A 20,167-nucleotide genomic window follows, 5' to 3' on the forward strand; every position below is an offset into this window, starting at 1 on the left:
GCGCGGGGAACTGCGCAATCTTTTTGCTTTTGGCTTCGTTGAAACAGCTTTCTGCTTCTTGCAAGGCTCTTGCTGAAAGCGTTTCGGCGGCGATACCGTCACGCGGATCCCACCGCAAGGAGTCCAGCCCGTGATACCGAGTTGGCCGGCGCCGCCCAGAGCGCCCCGTTCCCCGCGTCGCAGACAGTTCGCGGTCCTCGCCGCGACCGCCCTCGCCGCCACGCTGGTCCAGCCCCTCGCCGCGAGCGCGGCAGCCCCACCCGCGCCCCCCTCGGACGCGGCCCTGGCGAAGACCCCTGCCCGGAACGACCTCACCCGCGAGCAGTTCTACTTCGTCCTGCCGGACCGGTTCGCCAACGGCGACACCGCGAACGACAGGGGCGGCCTCACCGGCTCCCGGCTCGCCACCGGCTACGACCCCACCGACAAGGGCTTCTACCAGGGCGGCGACCTCAAGGGCCTGACGAAGAAGCTCGACTACATCAAGGACCTCGGCACCACCGCCATCTGGCTGGCGCCGATCTTCAAGAACCAGCCCGTGCAGGGCACCGGCACGGACGCATCGGCCGGCTACCACGGTTACTGGATCACCGACTTCACGCAGGTCGACCCGCACTTCGGGACGAACGCGGACCTGGAACGGCTGATCGACAAGGCCCACGGCAAGGGCATGAAGGTCTTCTTCGACGTCATCACCAACCACACGGCCGACGTCGTCGACTACGAGGAGAAGTCCTACTCCTACCTCTCCAAGGGCGCCTTCCCGTATCTGACGAAGGACGGCGAGCCCTTCGACGACACCGACTACGCGGACGGGGAGCGGGAGTTCCCCGCCGTCGACCGTGACTCCTTCCCGCGTACGCCCGTGGTGGCCGCCGCGAAGAAGAACGCCAAGGTGCCGTCCTGGCTCAACGACCCGTCGATGTACCACAACCGCGGCGACTCGACCTTCGCGGGCGAGAGCTCCGAGCAGGGCGACTTCTCCGGGCTCGACGACCTGTGGACCGAGCGGCCCGAGGTCGTCACCGGCATGGAGAAGATCTACCAACGGTGGGTGCGGGACTTCGACATCGACGGTTTCCGGATCGACACCGTGAAGCACGTCAACATGGAGTTCTGGACCCAGTGGGCCACCGCCCTGGACACGTACGCGGCCAAGCACGGCCGTGACGACTTCTTCATGTTCGGCGAGGTGTACTCGGCCGACACGTCGATCACCTCCCCGTACGTCACCGAGGGCCGCCTCGACTCCACGCTGGACTTCCCCTTCCAGGACGCGGCACGGGCGTACGCCTCCCAGGGCGGCAGCGCCCAGCGGCTGGCCTCGGTCTTCGGGGACGACTACAAGTACACGACGGACAAGGCCGACGCGTACGAGCAGGTCACCTTCCTCGGCAACCACGACATGGGCCGCATCGGCAGCTTCCTCAAGCAGGACAACCCCGGTGCGTCGGAAGCCCAGTTGGTGAAGAAGGGCAAGCTGGCCAACGAGCTGATGTTCCTCGGGCGCGGCAACCCCGTCGTCTACTACGGCGACGAGCAGGGCTTCACCGGCGCGGGCGGTGACAAGGACGCCCGCCAGACGATGTTCGCGTCGAGGACCGCCGACTACCTGGACGACGACCAGCTCGGCACCGACCGCACCCACGCCGAGGACGCGTACGACACGAGCGCGCCCCTGTACCGGCAGATCGCCGCGCTCGCGGGGCTCCGCAAGGCCAACCCCGCCCTGGCGGACGGTGTGCAGACCGAGCGGTACGCGGCCGACGGCGCCGGCGTCTACGCCTTCTCCCGTACGGACGCGAGGACCGGTGTCGAGTACGTCGTCGCCGTGAACAACGCGGGCGAGGCGAAGAGCGCGACCTTCGCGACCGGCTCGGCGGGCATGACCTTCCGCGGGATCCACGGAACAGACAAGTCGCTGAAGAGCGGCTCCGACCGGCAGGTGAGTGTGACCGTCCCGGCCGGTTCCTCGGTCGTCTACAAGGCGGCGGGCCGGCTCGCCGCGCCCGCCACCGAACCGACCGTCACGCTGAAGGCGCCCGCCGCGGGCGCCACCGGCACCGTCGAGATCACCGCCGACGTGGACGGGGGACAGCTCAACCGGGTCGTCTTCGCCGCCCAGGTCGGCAACGGCAAGTGGAAGACGCTCGGCTCCGCCGACCACGCCCCGTACAAGGTCACCCAGATCGTCGGCGACGGCGTACCGGCCGGAACCGCCCTGCGCTACAAGGCCGTTGTCGTCGACTCGGCCGGCCGTACGGCGAGTGCGACGGCCGCATCCACCACCGGCACCCCGCCCGTGGAGGAGGTGCCGTCCGCCTCCTCGCGCGACTACGCGATCGTCCACTACAAGCGTGCCGACGGGGACTACACCGACTGGCGGCTGTACGCCTGGGGTGACATCGCCGAAGGGGAGGGGACCACCTGGCCCGAGGGGCACGACTTCGTCGGCCGGGACGCCTACGGGGCCTTCGCCCACGTGAAGTTGAAGCCGGGCGCCTCGACCGTGAACTTCCTCGTCATCGACAAGGACGGCACCAAGGACGTCTCCGCCGACCGCACGATCGACGTCACGAAGACCGGCGAGGTCTGGGTCGAGCAGGGCAAGGAGGCCGTACGGACCGAGAAGCCCGCCGCCGACTACCCGGCACCGGACAGGACCAAGGCGGTCCTGCACTACCACCGCCCCGACGGCGACTACGCCGGCTGGGGCCTGCACACCTGGACCGGCGCCGCGAACCCCACGGACTGGTCGAAGCCCCTGGAGCCGGTGCGCACCGACCCGTACGGCGCCGTCTACGAGGTGCCGCTCGCCGAAGGGGCCACCAGCCTCAGCTACATCCTCCACAAGGGCGACGAGAAGGACCTGCCCACCGACCAGTCGCTCGACCTCACGGCGAACGGCCACGAGGTGTGGCTGCTGGGCGGCCAGGAGAAGTACCTGCTGCCGCAGCCCGCGGGCAGCGCCGCCGCGCTCGACCTGACCACCTCCAAGGCGGTCTGGATCGACCGGAACACCGTCGCCTGGAACGGTGCCGAGAGCGCCGCGTCGACCCAGTTGCTCTCCTCGCGCAACGGGAGCATCAAGGTCGAGAAGTCCACGCTCACCAGCACCGACGAGCGGTGGCTGAGGCTGGGGAAGACCTCGCTGACCGACGCCCAGAAGGCCAGGTTCCCGCACCTGAAGGAGTACAGCGCCTGGACCGTCGACCCGCGCGACCGCGACCGGGTGCGCGAAGCCCTGCGCGGCCAGCTGGTCGCCTCCCAGCGGGCCGCCAACGGCGCGGTACTCGCGGCGACGGGCGTACAGATCGCGGGCGTGCTCGACGACGTGTACGGGACGGCCGCGACCGAGGCGGACCTCGGCCCGACGTTCCGCGGCGGCCGGCCCACGCTGGCCGTCTGGGCGCCGACCGCCCAGGAGGTGGCGCTGGAGATCGGCGGCACCACCACCGCCATGAAGCGGGACCCCGCCTCCGGGGTCTGGTCCGTCACCGGTCCTGGGTCCTGGAAGAACAAGCCGTACCGGTACGTGGTGAAGGTGTGGGCGCCCAGCGTCCGCCAACTCGTCACCAACAAGGTCACCGACCCCTACTCGGTCGCCCTCACCGCGGACTCCGAGCGCAGCCTCGTCGTCGACCTGGACGACAAGTCCCTGAAGCCGGGCGGCTGGACGGGCCTGAAGAAGCCCGCGGCCGTGCCGCTGAAGGACGCGCAGATCCAGGAACTGCACATCCGTGACTTCTCCGTCGACGACAGATCCGTCCCGGCGGAGGACAAGGGCACCTACCGCGCCTTCACCGACCAGGACAGCGCGGGCTCGAAACACCTCAGGAAGCTCGCCGAGGCCGGGACCTCGTACGTCCATCTCCTGCCCGCCTTCGACATCGCCACGATTCCGGAGAAGAAGGCGGACCGGGCGACGCCCGACTGCGACCTCGCCTCCTACGCCGCCGACTCCGACAAGCAGCAGGAGTGCGTGGCGAAGAGCGCCGCGAAGGACGCGTACAACTGGGGGTACGACCCGTACCACTACACGGTGCCGGAGGGCTCGTACGCCAGTGATCCCGACGGGACGCGCCGCTCGGTCGAGTTCCGGCAGATGGTGAAGTCGCTCAACGAGGACGGTCTGCGGGTCGTCATGGACGTGGTCTACAACCACACGCCCGCCAGCGGCCAGGCCGGCACGAGCGTCCTCGACAAGGTCGTCCCCGGTTACTACCAGCGGCTCCTCGCCGACGGCGGGGTCGCCACCTCCACCTGCTGCGCCAACACAGCGCCCGAGAACGCCATGATGGGCAAGCTGGTCGTCGACTCGATCGTCACCTGGGCCAGGGAGTACAAGGTCGACGGATTCCGCTTCGACCTGATGGGCCACCACCCCAAGGCCAACATCCTCGCGGTCCGCACGGCCCTCGACGCGCTCACCCCCGCCAAGGACGGCGTCGACGGCAAGAAGATCGTCCTGTACGGCGAGGGCTGGAACTTCGGCGAGGTCGCGGACGACGCGCGGTTCGTCCAGGCCACCCAGAAGAACATGGCCGGGACCGGCATCGCCACCTTCTCCGACCGGGCCCGTGACGCCGTGCGCGGCGGCGGCCCCTTCGACGAGGACCCCGGCGTCCAGGGCTTCGCCTCCGGCCTCTACACCGACCCCAACAGCTCGACGGGCAACGGCACTCCGGCCGAGCAGAAGGCCCGCCTGCTGCACTACCAGGACCTGATCAAGGTCGGTCTGTCCGGCAACCTCGCCGACTACACCTTCACCGACACCTCGGGCAAGCGGGTCAAGGGCTCCGAGGTCGACTACAACGGGGCGCCCGCCGGATACGCGGACGCGCCCGGCGACGCCCTCGCCTACGCGGACGCCCACGACAACGAGTCGCTGTTCGACGCGCTCGCCTTCAAACTGCCCAAGGGCACCTCGGCGGCCGAGCGCGCACGGATGCAGGTCCTCGCGATGGCCACGGCCACCCTCTCGCAGGGCCCCGCGCTCTCCCAGGCGGGCACCGACCTGCTGCGGTCCAAGTCCCTCGACCGCAACTCCTACGACAGCGGCGACTGGTTCAACGCCATCCACTGGGACTGCCGCGACGGCAGTGGCAGCGGCAGTCCCAACGGGTTCGGGCGGGGGCTGCCGCCGGCCGCCGACAACGAGGCCAAGTGGTCCTACGCCAAGCCCCTGCTGACTTCCGTCGAGGTGGGCTGCCCGCAGATCGAGGGCGCGTCCGCCGCGTACCAGGATCTGCTGCGCATCCGTACGAGTGAAGCCGACTTCGGGCTCGGCACCGCCGGACAGGTGCAGTCGAAGCTGTCCTTCCCGCTGTCCGGCAAGGACGAGACACCCGGAGTGATCACGATGGAACTCGGCGACCTCGTCGTCGTCCTCAACGCGACCCCCGGGGCGCGGGAGCAGCAGGTGACGGATGTGAAGGACACCGGGTACGCGCTGCACCCCCTACAGGCAGCCGGCGGGGACACCGTCGTCAAGTCCGCTTCCTACGCGGCGGATACGGGCACGTTCACCGTTCCCGGACGGACCGTGGCGGTGTTCTCCCGCACCTCCTGACAGGGCACTACATTGGTGGGGCGGCCCTGGGACTCCGGGCCGCCCCACCGGCGTGTTCTAGGGCTGGCAGATGGACGTCCACGGCAGGCGAACAGACGCGACCGTACTGCTCGTGGACGACACGGCGGCAGGCCGGTACGCCATGGGCGCCCTGCTGCGCCGGGCCGGTCACCAGGTCGTCCCGGCCGCCACCGGCAACGAGGCACTCGCCGAACTCGACTCACGGCTGCGCAGGGGAACCCTCCCCGACGTGGCCCTCGTCGACGTGGACCTCTCCGACATGAGCGGCTTCGAACTCTGCCGACGGATCAAGGGCCGCCCGCACATGGCAGGCCTGCCCGTCGTGCACTTCTCGGCCTCCGCCCTGGCCCCGGGCGACCGCTGCCAGGGGCTGGAGGCGGGCGGGGAGGCGTATCTGGCGGTGCCGGCCGAACCCGAGGAGATCGACGCGGTGGTCCGGGCCGCCGTGCGCTCCGCGCGGCTGCGCGCCGACGACCAGGCGCTGGCCCGGCGGCTGACGCTCCTGTCGGAGACGATCGTCACCATCCAGGCGGCCCGCAACCTCCACGAACTCGCCGACGCCGCCGCCAACGGCACCGCGCGGCTCACCGGCGGCCCCGCCGCCGTCTTCTTCCTCGGCCCGGACGACGAGCTGTACCGCGGCATCTCCCGGGACCGCACCTCGCTCGCCCTGCCCGACGAGGGGGCCCACCGGGCCGTGGCCGGACTGCTCAGGCGCCTCACCCGCGGTCAGTCCGGGGTGCGGATCACCACCGTGCCCGCACCGCTGTGGCCCGCCGGTTTCTTTCGGCCAGGCATGCAGCACGACGCCCGGCTGGCGCTGATCCTCACCCAGGACGGCAAGGCCGCGGTGTGCCTGGCCACGCCCACCCGCGGGATGCGCAGGCTGAACCCGGAGGAGGAGACCCTGGTGGCCCGGCTCGCCCAGGCCACGGCATACGCCGCCGAGCCGCTGCTCATGTACCAGGTCGAACGGCATGTCGCCCTCACCCTCCAGCACAGCTTCCTGCCCCAGCCGCACCGGCTGCCCGAACTGCCGGGCATCGACGTCGCGGTCCGCTACGTGCCCGCCTCGCAGCAGACCGAGATCGGCGGTGACTTCTACGCGGCACTGCGCACCGACGACGGGGTGCTCGCCGCGGTGGGCGACGTCGTCGGACACTCGCTGGACGCGGCCACCGTCATGGTCGAGATCCGGCACGCGCTGCGCGCCTACTGCGTCGACGAGAGCGACCCGGCCGTGCTGGCCGAGCGCCTCGACCGGATGCTGCGCCACTACCACCCAGGCATCACCACCACGGTCTGCCTGGCCCTGATCGACCCCGCCACCGGACGCACCCGTATCGCGAACGCGGGCCACATCCCGCCGCTGATCATCCGGGACACCGGTACGGCCGACTACGCGAAGGCCGCCGGGCCGCTGCTCGGTGTGGGGCTGCCGCATCCGGCGCCGACCGAGCTGTACCTCGAAGCGGGCGACCGGCTCCTGATGGTGACCGACGGGCTGATCGAGACCCGGGGTACGGATCTGGCGGCCTCCATGGAACACCTCCGCGCGGCCGCCGCCGGTGCGCTGCCCGGTCTGGACGCCCTGTGCGACACCCTCCTGGACTGCTTCGGCCATGACCGGGAGGACGACATCGCGCTGCTCGCCCTGAGGCTAGGGTGAGGGTTGTTTCCCCCCGAACAGGAGTGCCCATGCCGCAGATCACCGTCGACTACTCCGCGTCGCTCGGCGACGCCTTCGACCGGCAGGGGTTCGCCGTCGCCCTGCACACCATGGTGGTGGAGACGGCCGCCGCGAAGCCCGAGGCGTGCAAGTGCCGGTTCCGGGTCGTGCACGACATCGTCGTCGGGGCCGACACGGCGGGGCACGAGCTGGTGCATGTCACGCTGGCGCTGCTGCCGGGGCGCTCCGCCGAGGTGAAGACGGCGTTGACGTCACGGACGCTGGAACTCGTACGGGCCCATGTGAAGCCGATCGAGGGCGCCGCACTGCACGCCTCCGCGGAGGTCCGCGACCTGGAGCCGTCGTACGAGAAGTTCGTGGACTGAGGTCCGGGTCCTGCGGGCCGACTTCACCGCGCGGCCCGGTGCGGGTCGGCCGCGCAGTTCCCCGCGCCCCTCAAAAGCGGGGCCGCGCCCCAGCTTTCGCCCCTCCAGGGGCGCGGGGAACGGCGCAGTCTTTTCGCTCTTGGGGGCGCGGGGAACGGCGCAGTCTCTTGGGGGCGCGGGGAACGGCGCAATCTTTTAGGGGCGCGGGGAACTGCGCGAACGGCCCCACCGGGCCGCAGGGGTCAGCCGGCCAGGGCCACCAGACGGCCGACCAGGTCCGCGAACGGACTCTCCGACGGCTCCTCGGACAACGCGCGCCGAAGGATCGCCGCCATCTCCGCATCCGACGCCGCACTCACCGCCGCCAGCGCCGCGAAGTCGTGCACCAGCTGAACCTCCAGCTCCCCGCGCGGAATCCGGCGGCCGTCCAGCCAGATCAGCGCGGTCGCCTCCGCCAGCGAGATCCAGGAGCGGACGACGAGTTCGAGCCGCGCCGGCGGCCGGTCCACCCGCAGATGCGACAGGATCTGCAGATACGCCGCCTGCCGCACCCCGTCGACCAGGGCGTTCGTCGTGGTGGACCCGACCGAGGGACCACCCCGCATCAATGCCGAGAAACCGGGCCCGTGCTCGTCGACGAAGTCGAAGTACCGCCGCATCACACGCAGCAGCCGCGCCCCCAGCGGACCTTCCCGCGGCTCAATGAAACGTTCCGCCAGATCGTCCGAGGCCCGCTTCAACGCGGCCTCGTACAGGCTGAGTTTGCCCGGGAAGTAGTGGTAGACCAGCGGTCGTGAGATGCCCGCGGCGGCGGCTATCTCGTCGATGGACACGTCGTCCGGCGAGCGCCTGCTGAACAGGTCGAGAGCGACGCCGATCAACTGCCGCCGTCGCTCCTCGACGCCCATTCTGCGACGCACCCCGGTAGTCATATGAACACCTTACCGAGCGAACCGATCGGAACCGGCCTCGAACGGGCCGCCGCCCGGGGCCGGATCAGCGCAGCCCGCTGATCTCCCTCCCGTTGCTCAGCGTGCCCTTCAGGACTGCCTGCGCGCCCTGTTCGGCCCGCACGGCGAGGAGATTGCTGCGTGCCGCCCCGCTGACGCCGCCCGTCGCACGGATCGACGCCGTCTCCTTGCCGCCGGCGGCAAGGAGGTACCAGTCGCCCTCGACGGACTTCCACAGCACGCCCGCCAGGACATGAGGGTCCTTCGCGCCGCACGCGGACGCGTTCTCCGCCTTCGCCGCGACCGCCCCGTACCGCTGCCCCGGCGCGTGGAACTGGGCGAGCACCCGCGGGCCCCCGCCGCGCCAGGTGTCCGCGCGGGTGCACAGCCACTCCGCGGTGCCGCTCCCGTCGGGGAGGGGCTGACGGGCGTAGCGCCAGGAGTTCACCGAGCGCACGCCCTGGCCGCGGGCGTCCGCGAGGGAGCAGGCCAGCGGGGACCAGTCCGCCGCGGAGGCGTCCCCGGTACGCCCGGGACGGCCCGAGGTGAGACGCGCGGGCGTCAGCTCCCCGAGGTCGGTCGTCAGCCGGGTGCCGCTCCGGTCCGTCAGCTCCAGGACGTTCCAGGAACGGCACTCACCGGTCTGCAGGGCCGGGCTCGCGAACGGCTCGGTCACCCCGTCCGCCGAACGCGCCAACGCCGTCGCACCGGAAGTACCGGATGCCCCAGGCGTACCGGTCGCGCCGGGCGCTCCCGTGGCGGACTTCAACAGGTCGCGCACGGCGGCGGTACGCACCCAGGGGGCCGTCAGATAGCGGACGTTGCCGTCGGTGCGGCCCAGGACCACCGCGTCGGCGTCGGCCCCCGAGGCGCCGTCGACCCGGGCGAAGTCGAGGGCGGCGCCCCGGGTGCCGCCGTCCTTCGCCTCGGCGTACCGAGCGATCCGCAGTCCGTCGTACAGCAGCACCACCCGGCTCTGGTCGACCTCGCCCGCGTACAGCAGCTGCGGCGGTCCGGGCGGGGCGCCCGAGGGGGTGCCGGGGGTCGCCGAGACCTGGACGGACTCGCCGGGCCGCGCCCATACGGCGAGCGCGCGGCGCAGCAGGCCCCTGTCGCCGGTGAGCGCACCGCGCGCGGGCCACACGGAGAAGTCGGTGCGCGCGGACGACTCCCACGCCCCCGCCGGGACCAGCGTGAGCTTCCCGGGGTCCAGGGCGGCCTGGGCCGCCGGGTTCCGCGCGTAGGGAGGCGCGGCGGCGCCGTCGGGGCCCCAGCCGTCCCCGGGCATGCCGAGGAGCGCCCCGCACACGGCCACCGCGGCCGCCGCGGCGATCGCCGCCTTGATGTGCTGGCGGCGGCGCATCAGATCGGTGGGCCGGGCCTGCAGCGAGCACGGGTCGAACTCGGCGGAGGTCAGCAGCGCGTCGGCGCCCTCGGCCGTGCCCACCGCGTCCGCCTCGGCGAGGGCGGCCGCCGGGTCCTCCTCGCCGGCCGCGGCCAGCACCCGGCGTACGTCCGCGTCGGCCATGCGTTCCAGGCCGCGCAGGACGAAGGCGGCGCGGGCCGGGGCGGACAGGGCCGACAGCCGCTGGTCCAGGGCGAGTTCGTCGGCTCCGCCCGAGCGCGGGAAGAGCCGCAGGCCCCACACCTGCGGGAGCAGCGGCGGCAGTTGGGCGCGGGTGGGCCAGGCCCGGAAGGTCAGCGGCCGGCCCGCCTCCAGCGCCGTCCGCAGCACGCGCAGACGCACGTACGCGTACCCGGGGTCGCCGTCACGGCCCCCGGCGGCGGTCTTCTGGGCCGGGAGCACGGAGGTGTCGCCGGAGGCCCGGCCGCGCGGCAGGGTGCGCTGGGTGAGCGCGTGCGCGGTGAGCACCCGGCGGTTGCGGCCGAGGCTCGGCGGCAGCACCAGATAGGCGAGCCGGACGAGCCGCGGGTAGTGCTCGACGAGCGCGGCCTCGGCCTGCTCGATGTCGACCACCGGCCCGGGGGCGGCGGCTGATGCGGGGCGGGGGCGCGGGGCGACATCCTGTGACTGCACGTTCAGCAGAACGAGCGAATCGGTGGATGGTCACCTGGACTGCCCCGACACCACCGGGACTTGCGGGCCGAACCCTAGCCCTCCGGCTCCACGAGCAGACGCGCGTAGTTCGCCATGGACCGCTGGTAGCGCGGCAGATGGGGGGCGAGGGCGCCCAGGACGAGCGAGAGGCCTTCGCGCTCGCGGCCCAGGCTCGCCAGGCACAGGGCGAGGGTCGCGCGTACGGCGTCGTCCAACTCGTCCGACACGCCCACGAGTTCGGGCGAGAGGAGCTTGACGCCCTCCTCCGGCTGACCGATGTTCCGCAGCGAGCTGGACAGCTGGATCTTCGCGCGCCGGCCCCGGTAGCCGTCCAGGCCCAGCGCCAGGGCCTCGCGGTACAGCGGGACGGCCCGGTCGGAGTGGCCCGTCGAGTCCCAGGCGCACGCCCGCTCGAAGGGGGCGGCCGGGCTGCCGGCGGGCAACTCGGCGGCGAGCGCGTCGATCAGCGCCCGGAACTCCGCCGCGTCCGTCTCCGGATCGGCCTCGAAGCCGGCCCAGGCGGCGGCCACGCGCGCGTCCCAGTCCACCGCACCGCCGGCCGTGCCGCCCGCTGCCCTGTCCGTCGCGCTGTCCTCTGTAGTCACAGGCTCACCTTCGCACAGGTGCGCCCATCAAAAGGAACAGTTCTGTGGCCCAGGTCACTGTGGGACATCCTGTGGTGCCTGTATGACGGAATCGGTCACTCGTGCCGTCGTCGGTTGAGCGCGGGGCGTGCGGGAGCCGTATCGAAGACCGGGGCCCCTGTGAGGGCTTTCGGAGGCGTGGGCGCACGGAGCCGGCGAGGCAGGTCGCCGGAATGGACCCGGAGGTACGAACGTAATGAGTTTTACGGGCAAGAGGCTCGCGGTCGGCACGGCCGGGGCGGTCGTGGCACTCCTCGCGGTGACCGGCTGCGGCTCCGACGGCGGCGACGAGAAGAAGGTTCCCGAGACCGCGACCGGGAGCCTGGAGCACATCGCGAGCGAGGCGGGCTGCAAGCCGAACATGCAGACGGACGCGGACACGATCCGGCAGGCCATCTGCAAGAAGTCCGGCGAGAAGTACGTCCTCGCGACCTTCGCCACCGACCGCGGTCAGGCCGAGTGGCTGACCGGGGCGAAGGACTACGGCGGCTACTACCTCGTGGGCCGCAAGTGGGTCGCCGTCGGGGAGAAGAAGACGGTCACGGCACTGCGCGGCCGGCTCGGCGGGACCATGGAGGAAGGCTCCGAGCACATGAACCCGGGCGGCAGCCACAACAGCGGCACGCACAGCGGCGCCGGCCACGACGGCTGACGCCGGCCGCATCCCGCGGATCGGGCCCAGGACAAGAAGAAGCCGGCGGTGGGAATTCCCACCGCCGGCTTCCTCGTGTGCTGAACGCCCAGGTACTACGTGCAGTTCTGGCCGCTGTTGATGCAGTCCACGACCTCGTTCATCTCGTTCTCGTCGAAGAAGTTGATGAAGTCGTTGTGGTCGGTGATCGGCTTGTGCAGCTGGTCCGGGAAGGAGTCCACCGCAAAGGCGTTGGTGATCTGATCGCCCTGGATCTGCGGGGCCGCCACGTCGTAGACGAGCCGGACCTGCAGCTGCGGGATGGCCTGGAAGCCGTTGGCGCAGGTGCCGTCCGCCTGGACGAAGGCCACGTGGGTGCGGTGGTTGGCGCTGTCGATGTTCTGGCCGTCCCAGCAGCTCTGGAAGTTGGACGTGCGCACCACGGAGCTGCCCTCGGGGCAGATCGGGAACTTGTCCGTCAGCTGGCGGTCCTCGAAGCCGGTGCAGCTCCAGTTCGTGTTGGCGTTGTTGAGGCCGTTGACGAAGGCCTTGGCGTCACCGGTGATGATGCGCAGGGCCGTCGGCATCGCGACGACATCGCCCTTCTTGTTGCCCACGAACTTCAGCTGAGCCTCGCTGGCCTGCTGGATCGTGCCGACGTTGCCGTCCTGACCGCCACCGGCGGCGTCCGCGTCGATGTCGTCCTTGCCGTCCTGCACACGCAGTACCGGCCAGAAGTACGAGGACTTGTCGCCCTGGTTCTGGCAGGTGGTCTCGGCGTTGGCCAGGTCCTCGTCGCTCGCGAAGGCGTCGTTGGACTGGTTGCCGACGTAGTCGTGCTGGTGCTGGGCGCCATTGCTGACACCCGGGGCGACGATCACGTTGTCCGAGTTGCGGAGCTCGTTCTCGTTGGTGCCGCAGCTCGTGGTGAAGGTGCCGGTGGAACCGGTGTCCCCGTTCGCGGGGAGCCCGTTGGCGCCCACACCCTTGGGGCCGCCGTTCGGCTGGACCTGGGTGATGTCCTGGAAGTCGGCTGCCACGGGCCCGTTGTCGGCCTGACCGCCGTTACCGCCGTCGCCACCCTGGCCGCCGCCGTTGCCGGCCTGGCCACCGTTGCCCTGACCGCCGTTGTTGCCGGCCTGGCCACCGTTGTTGCCCTGACCGCCGTTGTTACCACCCTGGCCGCCGTTGTTGCCCTGGCCCCCACCCGTGGGATTGCCGGCGGGTACGCCCTGGCAGCCCGCGAACTTGCCCCATCCTCTGGGTCCCTTGCCGCCCGCGCGCTTGATGTTGTTGCTGATCCTGTCGAGCGTGGCGACACGCTTGGACTTCAGGGGGCTGAGGATGGCGTTGTTGACGTAGCCGGGGTCTCCCGCCTGGGCCTGGCGAGTGTCCGCAAGACGCTTATAGGCCTCCGTGACCTGCTGGTCGAGCTTGGCCAGCTCCTTGTCGACACCGGCGCGGGCGCCCTTGGGCACGGAGGTCAGCTTCTGGCCGACGTCCGGGCATTTGATCGTGGCCACCGAGGCGGCGGTCGTCTGCGCGTTCCGCGTCGAGTTCTTGCTCTCGCCCGCGGAAGCGTAGATGTTGGCCGCAAGCAGACCGCCGCCACCCAGCGCGAGAGCCGCCGATGCGGCTATCGCCCGGTTGGCGAGCGTGGAGCGGCGTTTTCGGTTCGTGCGTCCCATGGAACTCCCTCTGGCTTCCTTGCGGGGGCATCGAGGCGCCCGGCAGGAGGTGAAGCGGCTCCGTTCAATACGGAGGAGGTTCCTGGGGCGTTCAGAGGCCTCAGAAATTGATGGGAGTTCCGTGGCGCAATCCTGCCGCAACGGGCCCAGAAGCCCCTGAAACAACGGCAGTTGAGCGGCAATTATTGAATATCATTCAGCGGATCCGGAACTCGGTCACAGTTCCGGCCGACCCTTGTTCCCCTTGCTTATGAACCCTTTCAGCGACCCTGGTCCAAATAGGCGAGAACGGCCAGGACGCGACGGTTGTCGTCGTCCGAGACATCCAGGCCGAGCTTCTGGAAGATGTTGGACGTGTGCTTGGCGATCGCCCGCTCCGTGACCACGAGTTGGCCCGCGATCGCCGCATTCGACCTGCCCTGCGCCATCAGTTCCAAAACCTCCAGCTCGCGAGGCGTCAGCCGCCCCAGCGGCCGCCCGTCGCCCTGCCGCCGCGCCAGCAACTGCTGGATGACCTGCGGATCCATCGCCGTGCCGCCCGCGGCCACCCGCCGTACCGCGTCGATGAACTGCTCGGCGTCGAACACCCGGTCCTTGAGCAGATATCCGACCCCGCCGGCCCCGTCGGCGAGCAGCTCACGCGCGTACAACTGCTCGACGTGCTGGGACAGGACGAGCACCGGAAGGCCGGGCCTGGCCCGGCGCGCCGCCAGCGCGCACTGCAGTCCCTCGTCCGTGTGCGAGGGCGGCAGCCGTACGTCGACCACGGCGACATCCGGCGCCAACTCGGCGAGCGCCCGCGTCAGTTCGGGCCCGCTCCCGACGGCGGCGGCGATCTCGAAGTCGAACGCCTCCAGCATCCGGACCAGACCGTCGCGCAGCAGGAACAGGTCTTCGGCTAGGACGACGCGCAAGGGATCTCCATGGTCACCATGGTGGGACCGCCCGCGGGACTGCTGACGGCCAGGACGCCGTCGAATGTACCGAGTCGCCGTTCGACCCCGGAGAGTCCCGACCCCGTACCGATCACTGCGCCGCCCCCGCCGTCGTCGGTGACGGCGATCCGGAGCATGCCGCCGTGCTCCGGTGCGTGGTGCAGATCGACCCAGACGCGCCCGGCGCCCGCGTGCTTGACCGCGTTGGTGAGGACCTCGCTGACGGCGAAGTACGCCGCGGCCTCCACCGGCTCCCCGAGCCGGCCCGGCAGGTCCACGTCGACCTCCGTGGCGACCGGCATCCGCAGCGCCAACGCCCGTACCGCGTCCCCGAGTCCGCGCTCGGCGAGTACGGGGGGATGGATGCCGCGTACGAGGTCCCGGAGTTCGGTGAGGGCCTCGGCGGAGGACCGGCGGGCCTGTGCGAGCAGCTGCCTCGCCTTCGCCGGGTCCTTCTCGATCAGGGCGTCGATCGTGCCGAGGTCCATGCCCATCGCGACCAGCCGGGCCTGGGCCCCGTCGTGCAGATCCCGTTCGATACGCCGCAGTTCGGCGGCGGAGGTGTCGACGGCGTCACGCCGTGTCTCGGTGAGTACGCGGACCCGCTGGGCGAGTTCGCCCTGCCCGGACGCCAGGACGGACCGGGTCAGCAGGAAGTGGACGCGCAGGAGGTAGGGGATGGTGTAGACCCCGGCGACGAGGAGGGCGGCGCCCAGGGCCGCCGCGGCGAGCGCGCTGAGCTGCCCGCCGACCGGCACGAACCCGTACCACCAGCCCACGTATGTGCCGTCGGTGAAGACCCGCCACAGCCCGGCGGCCAGCGCGAACCCCTCGAAGGGATAGAGGAGCAGCGCGGCGGGCAGCACCGCGGTGACGAAGCCCGCGGTCATGTCCACGGGGAGCCACAGGAGGTCCCGCCGGACGGCCGGATCGCCGAGCAGGTGGAAGCACCGCCCCCACGGATTGGCGCCCCTCGGGACCGGCCGGTACGCGGGCGGGATCCGTACCCCGCCCCACCGGGCCGCCAGCAGCCGCCGCCAGTCGGCGAAGGCGCGTACGGCGGCCAGGACCCAGGGCGTCGTGAAGAGGCCGATGCCCAGCGGCACGAGCACGATCGACACGACGCAGAGCACGAAGAGGACGATCGACCCGGCCGGCGCCACCACGGCCAGCAGCAGAGCCCGCGCTCCGGCGATCGCGGCGGTACGCACCCGGCCGCCCGCCCTGGTCTTCCCGTGGTCCCCGTCGGTGTCCATGCCCTCAGTCTCGCCCAACCCGCCGCCGTGGTCAGGGGGCCGGGCACCCGGAAGGGGGGTGGTGCTGGCCCCACCCCCCGACCGGTCTCAGCCGCCCAGGACCTTGTCCTCCACGAGGGGGTCGAGCCCGACCACGGGACGATCGGGACGCCGGGGAGCGGTGCCGCCGATGCCTTGGAGCCAGCTCCAGGTGTCGGCCACGGTCTCCTCGACGGGACGGCAGCGGAGCCCGTCCCGTACGGCCTTCGACACATCGACGCTGTGCAGCATGTCGTGCAGCTCGGAGCCCGGCGGCACCCACACGGGCAACTGCGTCCAGGGCTCGATGCCGGCCGCCAGCACCACCTCGGGCCCGGTCCACCGGAGTTCGGCCCGCCCGCCCGTCACCCGCGCGCAGGCGTCGAGCAACGTCTCCGTGGTCGCGTGCCCCGAGGGACTGATGAGGTTGTACGCCCCACTCGCCGCGCTCTCCACGGCCCCCAGCGTCCACTCGGCGAGGTCGCGGACGTCGACGTACTGGAGGGGGAGTCCACGGGGGCCGGGCGCGAGCACGGGGCCACCGCGGGCCGCCCGGGCGAGCCACCACGGCAGCCGGCCGATGTTCTCGTACGGGCCGAGGATCAGACCGGCCCGTACCAGCAGCGCCCGCTCCTCGCCGAAGGCGTCGAGCACGGCCAGTTCGCCACCGCGCTTGTCGCGCGCGTAGTCGGTCTGCCCGGCGTCGGGGGAGGCGCCCTCGACCAGCGGGGCGCTCTCGTCGTAACCGGCCGGCTGCGGCCACGCGTACACCGAACAGCTCGACACGTACACGTACCGCCGGACGCGGTCCTTCAGCAGCCGCGCGGAGTCCCTGACCACGTGGGGAGCGCCCGACCAGGTGTCGACCACGAGATCCCAGTCGCCCTCGGCGAGAGCCGCGAGCCCGTCGGGCGCGGTGCGGTCGCCGTGCAGGGCGCGCACGCCCGCGGGCGGGTCGTGGCGCCCGCGGTGGAAGACGGTCACGTCCCAGCCGCGCTCCAGCGCCGCCTCCACGACGGCCCGCCCCACGAACTCCGTACCACCCAGCATCAGAAGTCTCATGCGGGGGACTCTGCCCTGATCAGCCGTGCGGCGGAACGGAATTCTGCCCACAGGCAAACCGTTCCGCCGCCGGGTGGGTCAACTGCCCGTGACAGGCGCGTACTTGTAGCCCACGCGCCGCACGGTCCTGATGGTGTCGCGGTGCTCCGCACCGAGCTTGCGGCGCAGCCGGGCGATGTGGACGTCGACGGTCCGGCCGTCGCCCACGTGCCCGTAGCCCCACACCGTGGTGACCAGCTGGTCGCGGGTGTGCACCCGGTGCGGGTGCGCCACCAGGTGCGCGAGCAGCTCGAACTCCAGGTACGTGAGGTCGAGCGGACGCCCGTCGACCTCGGCGGTGCGCTGGACGGTGTCGACCCGCACGGGATGGCCGAGCCCGGCCTCGCCGGACTCCGCGACTGCCGCCTCCTGCGTCTCTGCCTCCGTCTCCGGCACGGCGACCGGCAGGAGGGAGGGCTGATCGGCCGGTACGAGGACCAGGTAGCCGATCATCGGCGGGTGGCCCGGGAGTGCGGGCAGGGTGTGCGGGGGAGCGGGCAGCCAGGTGGCGCCCGGCGGCAGGAAGTCGGTGACGTCGACCACCTCGTCCCGGTCGACGGCACGCAGCCGATGGCGTGCGGAGCCGGTGGACGGGGCCGGGGAGGGGGCGGTGGCCACGGAGGAGAAGGAACGGGTGTTCGCCATGAGAGGTCAGCTCTTTTCGCGCGAGAGGTCGTCGAGGACGTACGTCGTGCGCGCTGGCCGAAGGCCGGGGTACGGCTTTAGAGGGCCCGCGCGTTCGTCGCGCGACAACACACCCGGTCGAAGTCGTGGTGCTGACGGGAAGGCCAGAAGGGCTCGAGGTCGTGGCGACCCGTAGCGATGCACTCCTGGAAGCTGGCCATGCCCCCATTGAAGCAGACACAGCCCCGCAACATCAGCCTCCTCTCACTGTCCGGACACCCCCACCCACCCAGGGGCGCGGGGAACTGCGCAAACGCCCACACCGACCCAGGCCCCCACTCACCCAAGGGCGCGGGGAACTGCGCAAACACCCACACCGACCCGGGCGCCCTTGCAACTCCCCGACACCCCACTCACCCAGGGGCGCGGGGAACTGCGCAAACGGCCCCACCGACCCCGGGCGCCCTCTTCCAACTCCCTGAGGCCCCACTCACCCAGGGGCGCGGGGAACTGCGCAAACGCCCACACCGACCCCGGCCCCCACCCCGCGGGTGAACGCAAAGGGACGCCCACCCCCTCGGTGAGCGCCCCTCGCGAAGGTCAGGAACTTCAGACCTGCCCAGCCTTCTCAAGCGCGGAGCAGCACGTGTCGACGATCAGCCGAGTGACCACGTACGGGTCGACGTTGGCGTTAGGACGCCGATCCTCGATGTACCCCTTGCCGTCCTTCTCGACCTGCCACGGGATACGCACCGAGGCCCCCCGGTTGGACACCCCGTACGAGTACTCGTTCCACGGCGCGGTCTCGTGCAGCCCCGTCAGCCGGTCGTCGATGCCCGCACCGTAGTTCTTGACGTGGTCGAGCGGCTTCGAGCCCTCACCCAGCGACTCGCACGCGGTGATGATCGCGTCGTACCCCTCGCGCATCGCCTTCGTGGAGAAGTTGGTGTGCGCACCGGCACCGTTCCAGTCGCCCTTCACCGGCTTCGGGTCCAGCGTCGCGGAGACGTTGAAGTCCTCGGCGGTGCGGTACAGCAGCCAGCGGGCCACCCACAGGTGGTCGGAGACCTCCAGCGGCGAGACCGGTCCGACCTGGAACTCCCACTGCCCGGGCATGACCTCGGCGTTGATGCCGGAGATGGCGAGCCCGGCCTTGAGGCAGTTGTCCAGGTGGGCCTCGACGATCTTGCGGCCGAAGATCTCGTCCGCGCCGACGCCGCAGTAGTAGCCGCCCTGCGGGGCCGGGAAGCCGCCCACGGGGAAGCCGAGCGGACGCTCGCCGTCGAAGAACGTGTACTCCTGCTCGATGCCGAAGATCGACTCCTGCGCGGCGAACTTCTCCGCGACCTCGCTGAGCGCGGCACGGGTGTTGGACTCGTGCGGCGTCATGTCGATGTTGAGGACCTCGCACATGACGAGGATGTCGTCACCGCCGCGGATCGGGTCCGGGAAGGTCGCGACCGGCTTGAGCACACGGTCCGAGGCGTGACCCTCGGCCTGGTTCGTGGACGACCCGTCGAAGCCCCAGATCGGCAGCTCCGCACCCTTCGCGTCGTCGGCCAGTATCTTCGTCTTCGAACGGAGCTTGGCCGTCGGCTCGGTGCCGTCGATCCAGATGTACTCAGCCTTGAAGGTCACGGGCCACATCCTTCGGGGTGGGTCTCTAAGCGCAGTGCGAGAGCTGCGGCGCTGCGGCACTGGGGCGCCGCGGAGGATGCCCGAAGCCTGTCAACAGGCAGTTTCCCGATCATTGCCCGGATGTGAACCCCGTGTTACCTGGTGCCTCTGTGGCAGGGGTCACCTACGGAGAGCGTCCCCGACTCGTATGCGATGGGTTTCGGACAGGTGGCGGCCAGGGCCGCCACCCGACGCGAAACCAGGCGGTCCGGCGGGACCCGTCAGCCCACCTTCTCGATGACGGCCTTGCGGATCAGGAACTTGCCGGGCTCGCGGACCTGCTCGAAGGCCTCGTTGTTCAGCAGCACGCAGCTGCCGGAGACCGAGGTGACCTCCACGGTCGTGGACTTGTTGTTGTCCAGGTTCGTGACCTTGAGCTTCGTACCGGCCGGGAACTGGTTGCTGGACGCGGCGGGCGCGCCCGCCTCACCGGAGAGGGTGACCGTGGACCCGTTGCAGACCTGCTCGCCGACCGCGGCGTCGCCGCCTCCGGCGGCGGGGGCGGACGCGGCCTGCGACGGCTGCTCGGCGGGCGCTTCGGCCTCCGCTCCCGTACCGGCCCCGGCACCGGCGCCCGCTCCGGCCCCGTCCCCCACGTTGGCGTCGGACTCGCCGACCGTGCAGCCGGAGGCCTCCTGCTGCACCTTGATCTGGGCGATGACCGCTTCACGGTTGGCGATCCGCGCCTCGGACTGGGCGTCGGGCGCGGTGCGCTGTCCCTCGATGAACTTCTCGTTGTTGCCGAGGGCGGTGGCCAGTCCGTCGCACACCACGGAGGACTGCGCCTTCGGCTGCGCGGTGGACGCGGCCGGCGTCGCGTTCGACGTGGTGGCCAGGGCGAAGGCCCCACCACCGGCCACCGCGGCGGCGCTCACCAGCAGGGCGATCTTCTTCTTCGTCCCAAGAGTTCTTCTGCGCGACATGAACGGCTCCTGT

General features: G+C 71.1%; 14 protein-coding genes. 4 read left to right on the forward strand and 10 right to left on the reverse strand.

Annotation, left to right across the window (positions count from 1 at the left end):
- The first annotated feature begins 130 nt into the window (after positions 1-130).
- From pulA to IE278_RS30390, 3 genes are all read left to right on the forward strand, one after another.
- Positions 131-5,572: a pullulanase-type alpha-1,6-glucosidase gene (pulA, locus tag IE278_RS30380; RefSeq protein WP_189776573.1), complete on the forward strand. Its 5,442-nt coding sequence runs from the start codon at positions 131-133 to the stop codon at positions 5,570-5,572.
- Between the two features lie 70 nt (positions 5,573-5,642).
- The gene (locus IE278_RS30385) at positions 5,643-7,262 is read left to right on the forward strand and encodes a fused response regulator/phosphatase (protein ID WP_189776575.1); all 1,620 of its coding nucleotides are present in this window, start codon (positions 5,643-5,645) and stop codon (positions 7,260-7,262) included.
- Between the two features lie 29 nt (positions 7,263-7,291).
- Positions 7,292-7,648 carry a 5-carboxymethyl-2-hydroxymuconate Delta-isomerase gene (locus tag IE278_RS30390; protein ID WP_189776577.1) on the forward strand — a complete coding sequence of 119 codons (357 nt, stop codon included), beginning with the start codon at positions 7,292-7,294 and terminating at the stop codon, positions 7,646-7,648.
- A gap of 242 nt (positions 7,649-7,890) precedes the next feature.
- On the opposite strand, the gene IE278_RS30395 is transcribed toward IE278_RS30390, so the two are convergent.
- From IE278_RS30395 to IE278_RS30405, 3 genes are all read right to left on the reverse strand, one after another.
- On the reverse strand, positions 7,891-8,580 hold the full coding sequence (locus tag IE278_RS30395; RefSeq protein WP_189776579.1) for a TetR/AcrR family transcriptional regulator: 690 nt from the start codon (positions 8,578-8,580) through the stop codon (positions 7,891-7,893).
- 64 nt (positions 8,581-8,644) lie between these two features.
- Positions 8,645-10,636 carry a hypothetical protein gene (locus IE278_RS30400; RefSeq protein ID WP_189776581.1) on the reverse strand — a complete coding sequence of 664 codons (1,992 nt, stop codon included), beginning with the start codon at positions 10,634-10,636 and terminating at the stop codon, positions 8,645-8,647.
- Between the two features lie 74 nt (positions 10,637-10,710).
- The gene (locus IE278_RS30405) at positions 10,711-11,262 is read right to left on the reverse strand and encodes a tetratricopeptide repeat protein (protein WP_246570854.1); all 552 of its coding nucleotides are present in this window, start codon (positions 11,260-11,262) and stop codon (positions 10,711-10,713) included.
- A 235-nt stretch (positions 11,263-11,497) separates the two neighbouring features.
- Here IE278_RS30405 and IE278_RS30410 point away from each other — a divergent pair, with 235 nt between their 5' ends.
- On the forward strand, positions 11,498-11,953 hold the full coding sequence (locus tag IE278_RS30410; protein WP_189776583.1) for a hypothetical protein: 456 nt from the start codon (positions 11,498-11,500) through the stop codon (positions 11,951-11,953).
- A gap of 95 nt (positions 11,954-12,048) precedes the next feature.
- Here IE278_RS30410 and IE278_RS30415 read toward each other — a convergent pair whose 3' ends face one another.
- From IE278_RS30415 to IE278_RS30445, 7 genes are all read right to left on the reverse strand, one after another.
- Positions 12,049-13,620, reverse strand: coding sequence for a DUF1996 domain-containing protein (locus tag IE278_RS30415; protein ID WP_189776585.1), 1,572 nt, complete (start codon positions 13,618-13,620; stop codon positions 12,049-12,051).
- A gap of 260 nt (positions 13,621-13,880) precedes the next feature.
- Entirely contained in the window at positions 13,881-14,534 is a 654-nt protein-coding gene (locus IE278_RS30420; RefSeq protein ID WP_189776587.1) for a response regulator transcription factor, read from the reverse strand.
- The gene (locus IE278_RS30425; RefSeq protein WP_189776589.1) at positions 14,519-15,811 is read right to left on the reverse strand and encodes a sensor histidine kinase; all 1,293 of its coding nucleotides are present in this window, start codon (positions 15,809-15,811) and stop codon (positions 14,519-14,521) included. The genes IE278_RS30420 and IE278_RS30425 overlap by 16 nt, the downstream gene beginning before the upstream one ends.
- Before the next feature lie 87 nt (positions 15,812-15,898).
- The gene (locus tag IE278_RS30430; protein WP_189776591.1) at positions 15,899-16,891 is read right to left on the reverse strand and encodes an SDR family oxidoreductase; all 993 of its coding nucleotides are present in this window, start codon (positions 16,889-16,891) and stop codon (positions 15,899-15,901) included.
- A 78-nt stretch (positions 16,892-16,969) separates the two neighbouring features.
- A complete protein-coding gene (locus tag IE278_RS30435; protein WP_189776593.1) occupies positions 16,970-17,575 on the reverse strand; it encodes a winged helix-turn-helix domain-containing protein in 606 nt (201 codons plus the stop codon).
- A 588-nt stretch (positions 17,576-18,163) separates the two neighbouring features.
- Complete coding sequence (gene glnII, locus IE278_RS30440; protein ID WP_189776595.1) at positions 18,164-19,192, reverse strand: glutamine synthetase; 1,029 nt, start codon at positions 19,190-19,192, stop codon at positions 18,164-18,166.
- Positions 19,193-19,452: 260 nt separating this feature from the next.
- Positions 19,453-20,154 (reverse strand): SCO2207 family protein, encoded by a 702-nt coding sequence (locus IE278_RS30445; protein WP_189776597.1) that lies wholly within the window; start codon positions 20,152-20,154, stop codon positions 19,453-19,455.
- Positions 20,155-20,167: the final 13 nt, after the last annotated feature.

Origin of the sequence: Streptomyces tauricus, assembly GCF_014650955.1 — a bacterium.
In the GTDB taxonomy this organism is placed as follows: Bacteria; Actinomycetota; Actinomycetes; order Streptomycetales; family Streptomycetaceae; genus Streptomyces; species Streptomyces tauricus.

What these genes read in the sequence shown, in the direction of transcription:
- IE278_RS30385 (WP_189776575.1), top strand. Translation starts at nt 5,643, where the DNA reads ATGGACGTCCACGGCAGGCGAACAGACGCGACCGTACTGCTCGTGGAC.
- IE278_RS30390 (WP_189776577.1), top strand. Translation starts at nt 7,292, where the DNA reads ATGCCGCAGATCACCGTCGACTACTCCGCGTCGCTCGGCGACGCCTTC.
- IE278_RS30395 (WP_189776579.1), bottom strand. Translation starts at nt 8,580, where the DNA reads ATGACTACCGGGGTGCGTCGCAGAATGGGCGTCGAGGAGCGACGGCGG.
- IE278_RS30410 (WP_189776583.1), top strand. Translation starts at nt 11,498, where the DNA reads ATGAGTTTTACGGGCAAGAGGCTCGCGGTCGGCACGGCCGGGGCGGTC.
- IE278_RS30415 (WP_189776585.1), bottom strand. Translation starts at nt 13,620, where the DNA reads ATGGGACGCACGAACCGAAAACGCCGCTCCACGCTCGCCAACCGGGCG.
- IE278_RS30425 (WP_189776589.1), bottom strand. Translation starts at nt 15,811, where the DNA reads ATGGACACCGACGGGGACCACGGGAAGACCAGGGCGGGCGGCCGGGTG.
- IE278_RS30430 (WP_189776591.1), bottom strand. Translation starts at nt 16,891, where the DNA reads ATGAGACTTCTGATGCTGGGTGGTACGGAGTTCGTGGGGCGGGCCGTC.
- IE278_RS30435 (WP_189776593.1), bottom strand. Translation starts at nt 17,575, where the DNA reads ATGGCGAACACCCGTTCCTTCTCCTCCGTGGCCACCGCCCCCTCCCCG.
- IE278_RS30445 (WP_189776597.1), bottom strand. Translation starts at nt 20,154, where the DNA reads ATGTCGCGCAGAAGAACTCTTGGGACGAAGAAGAAGATCGCCCTGCTG.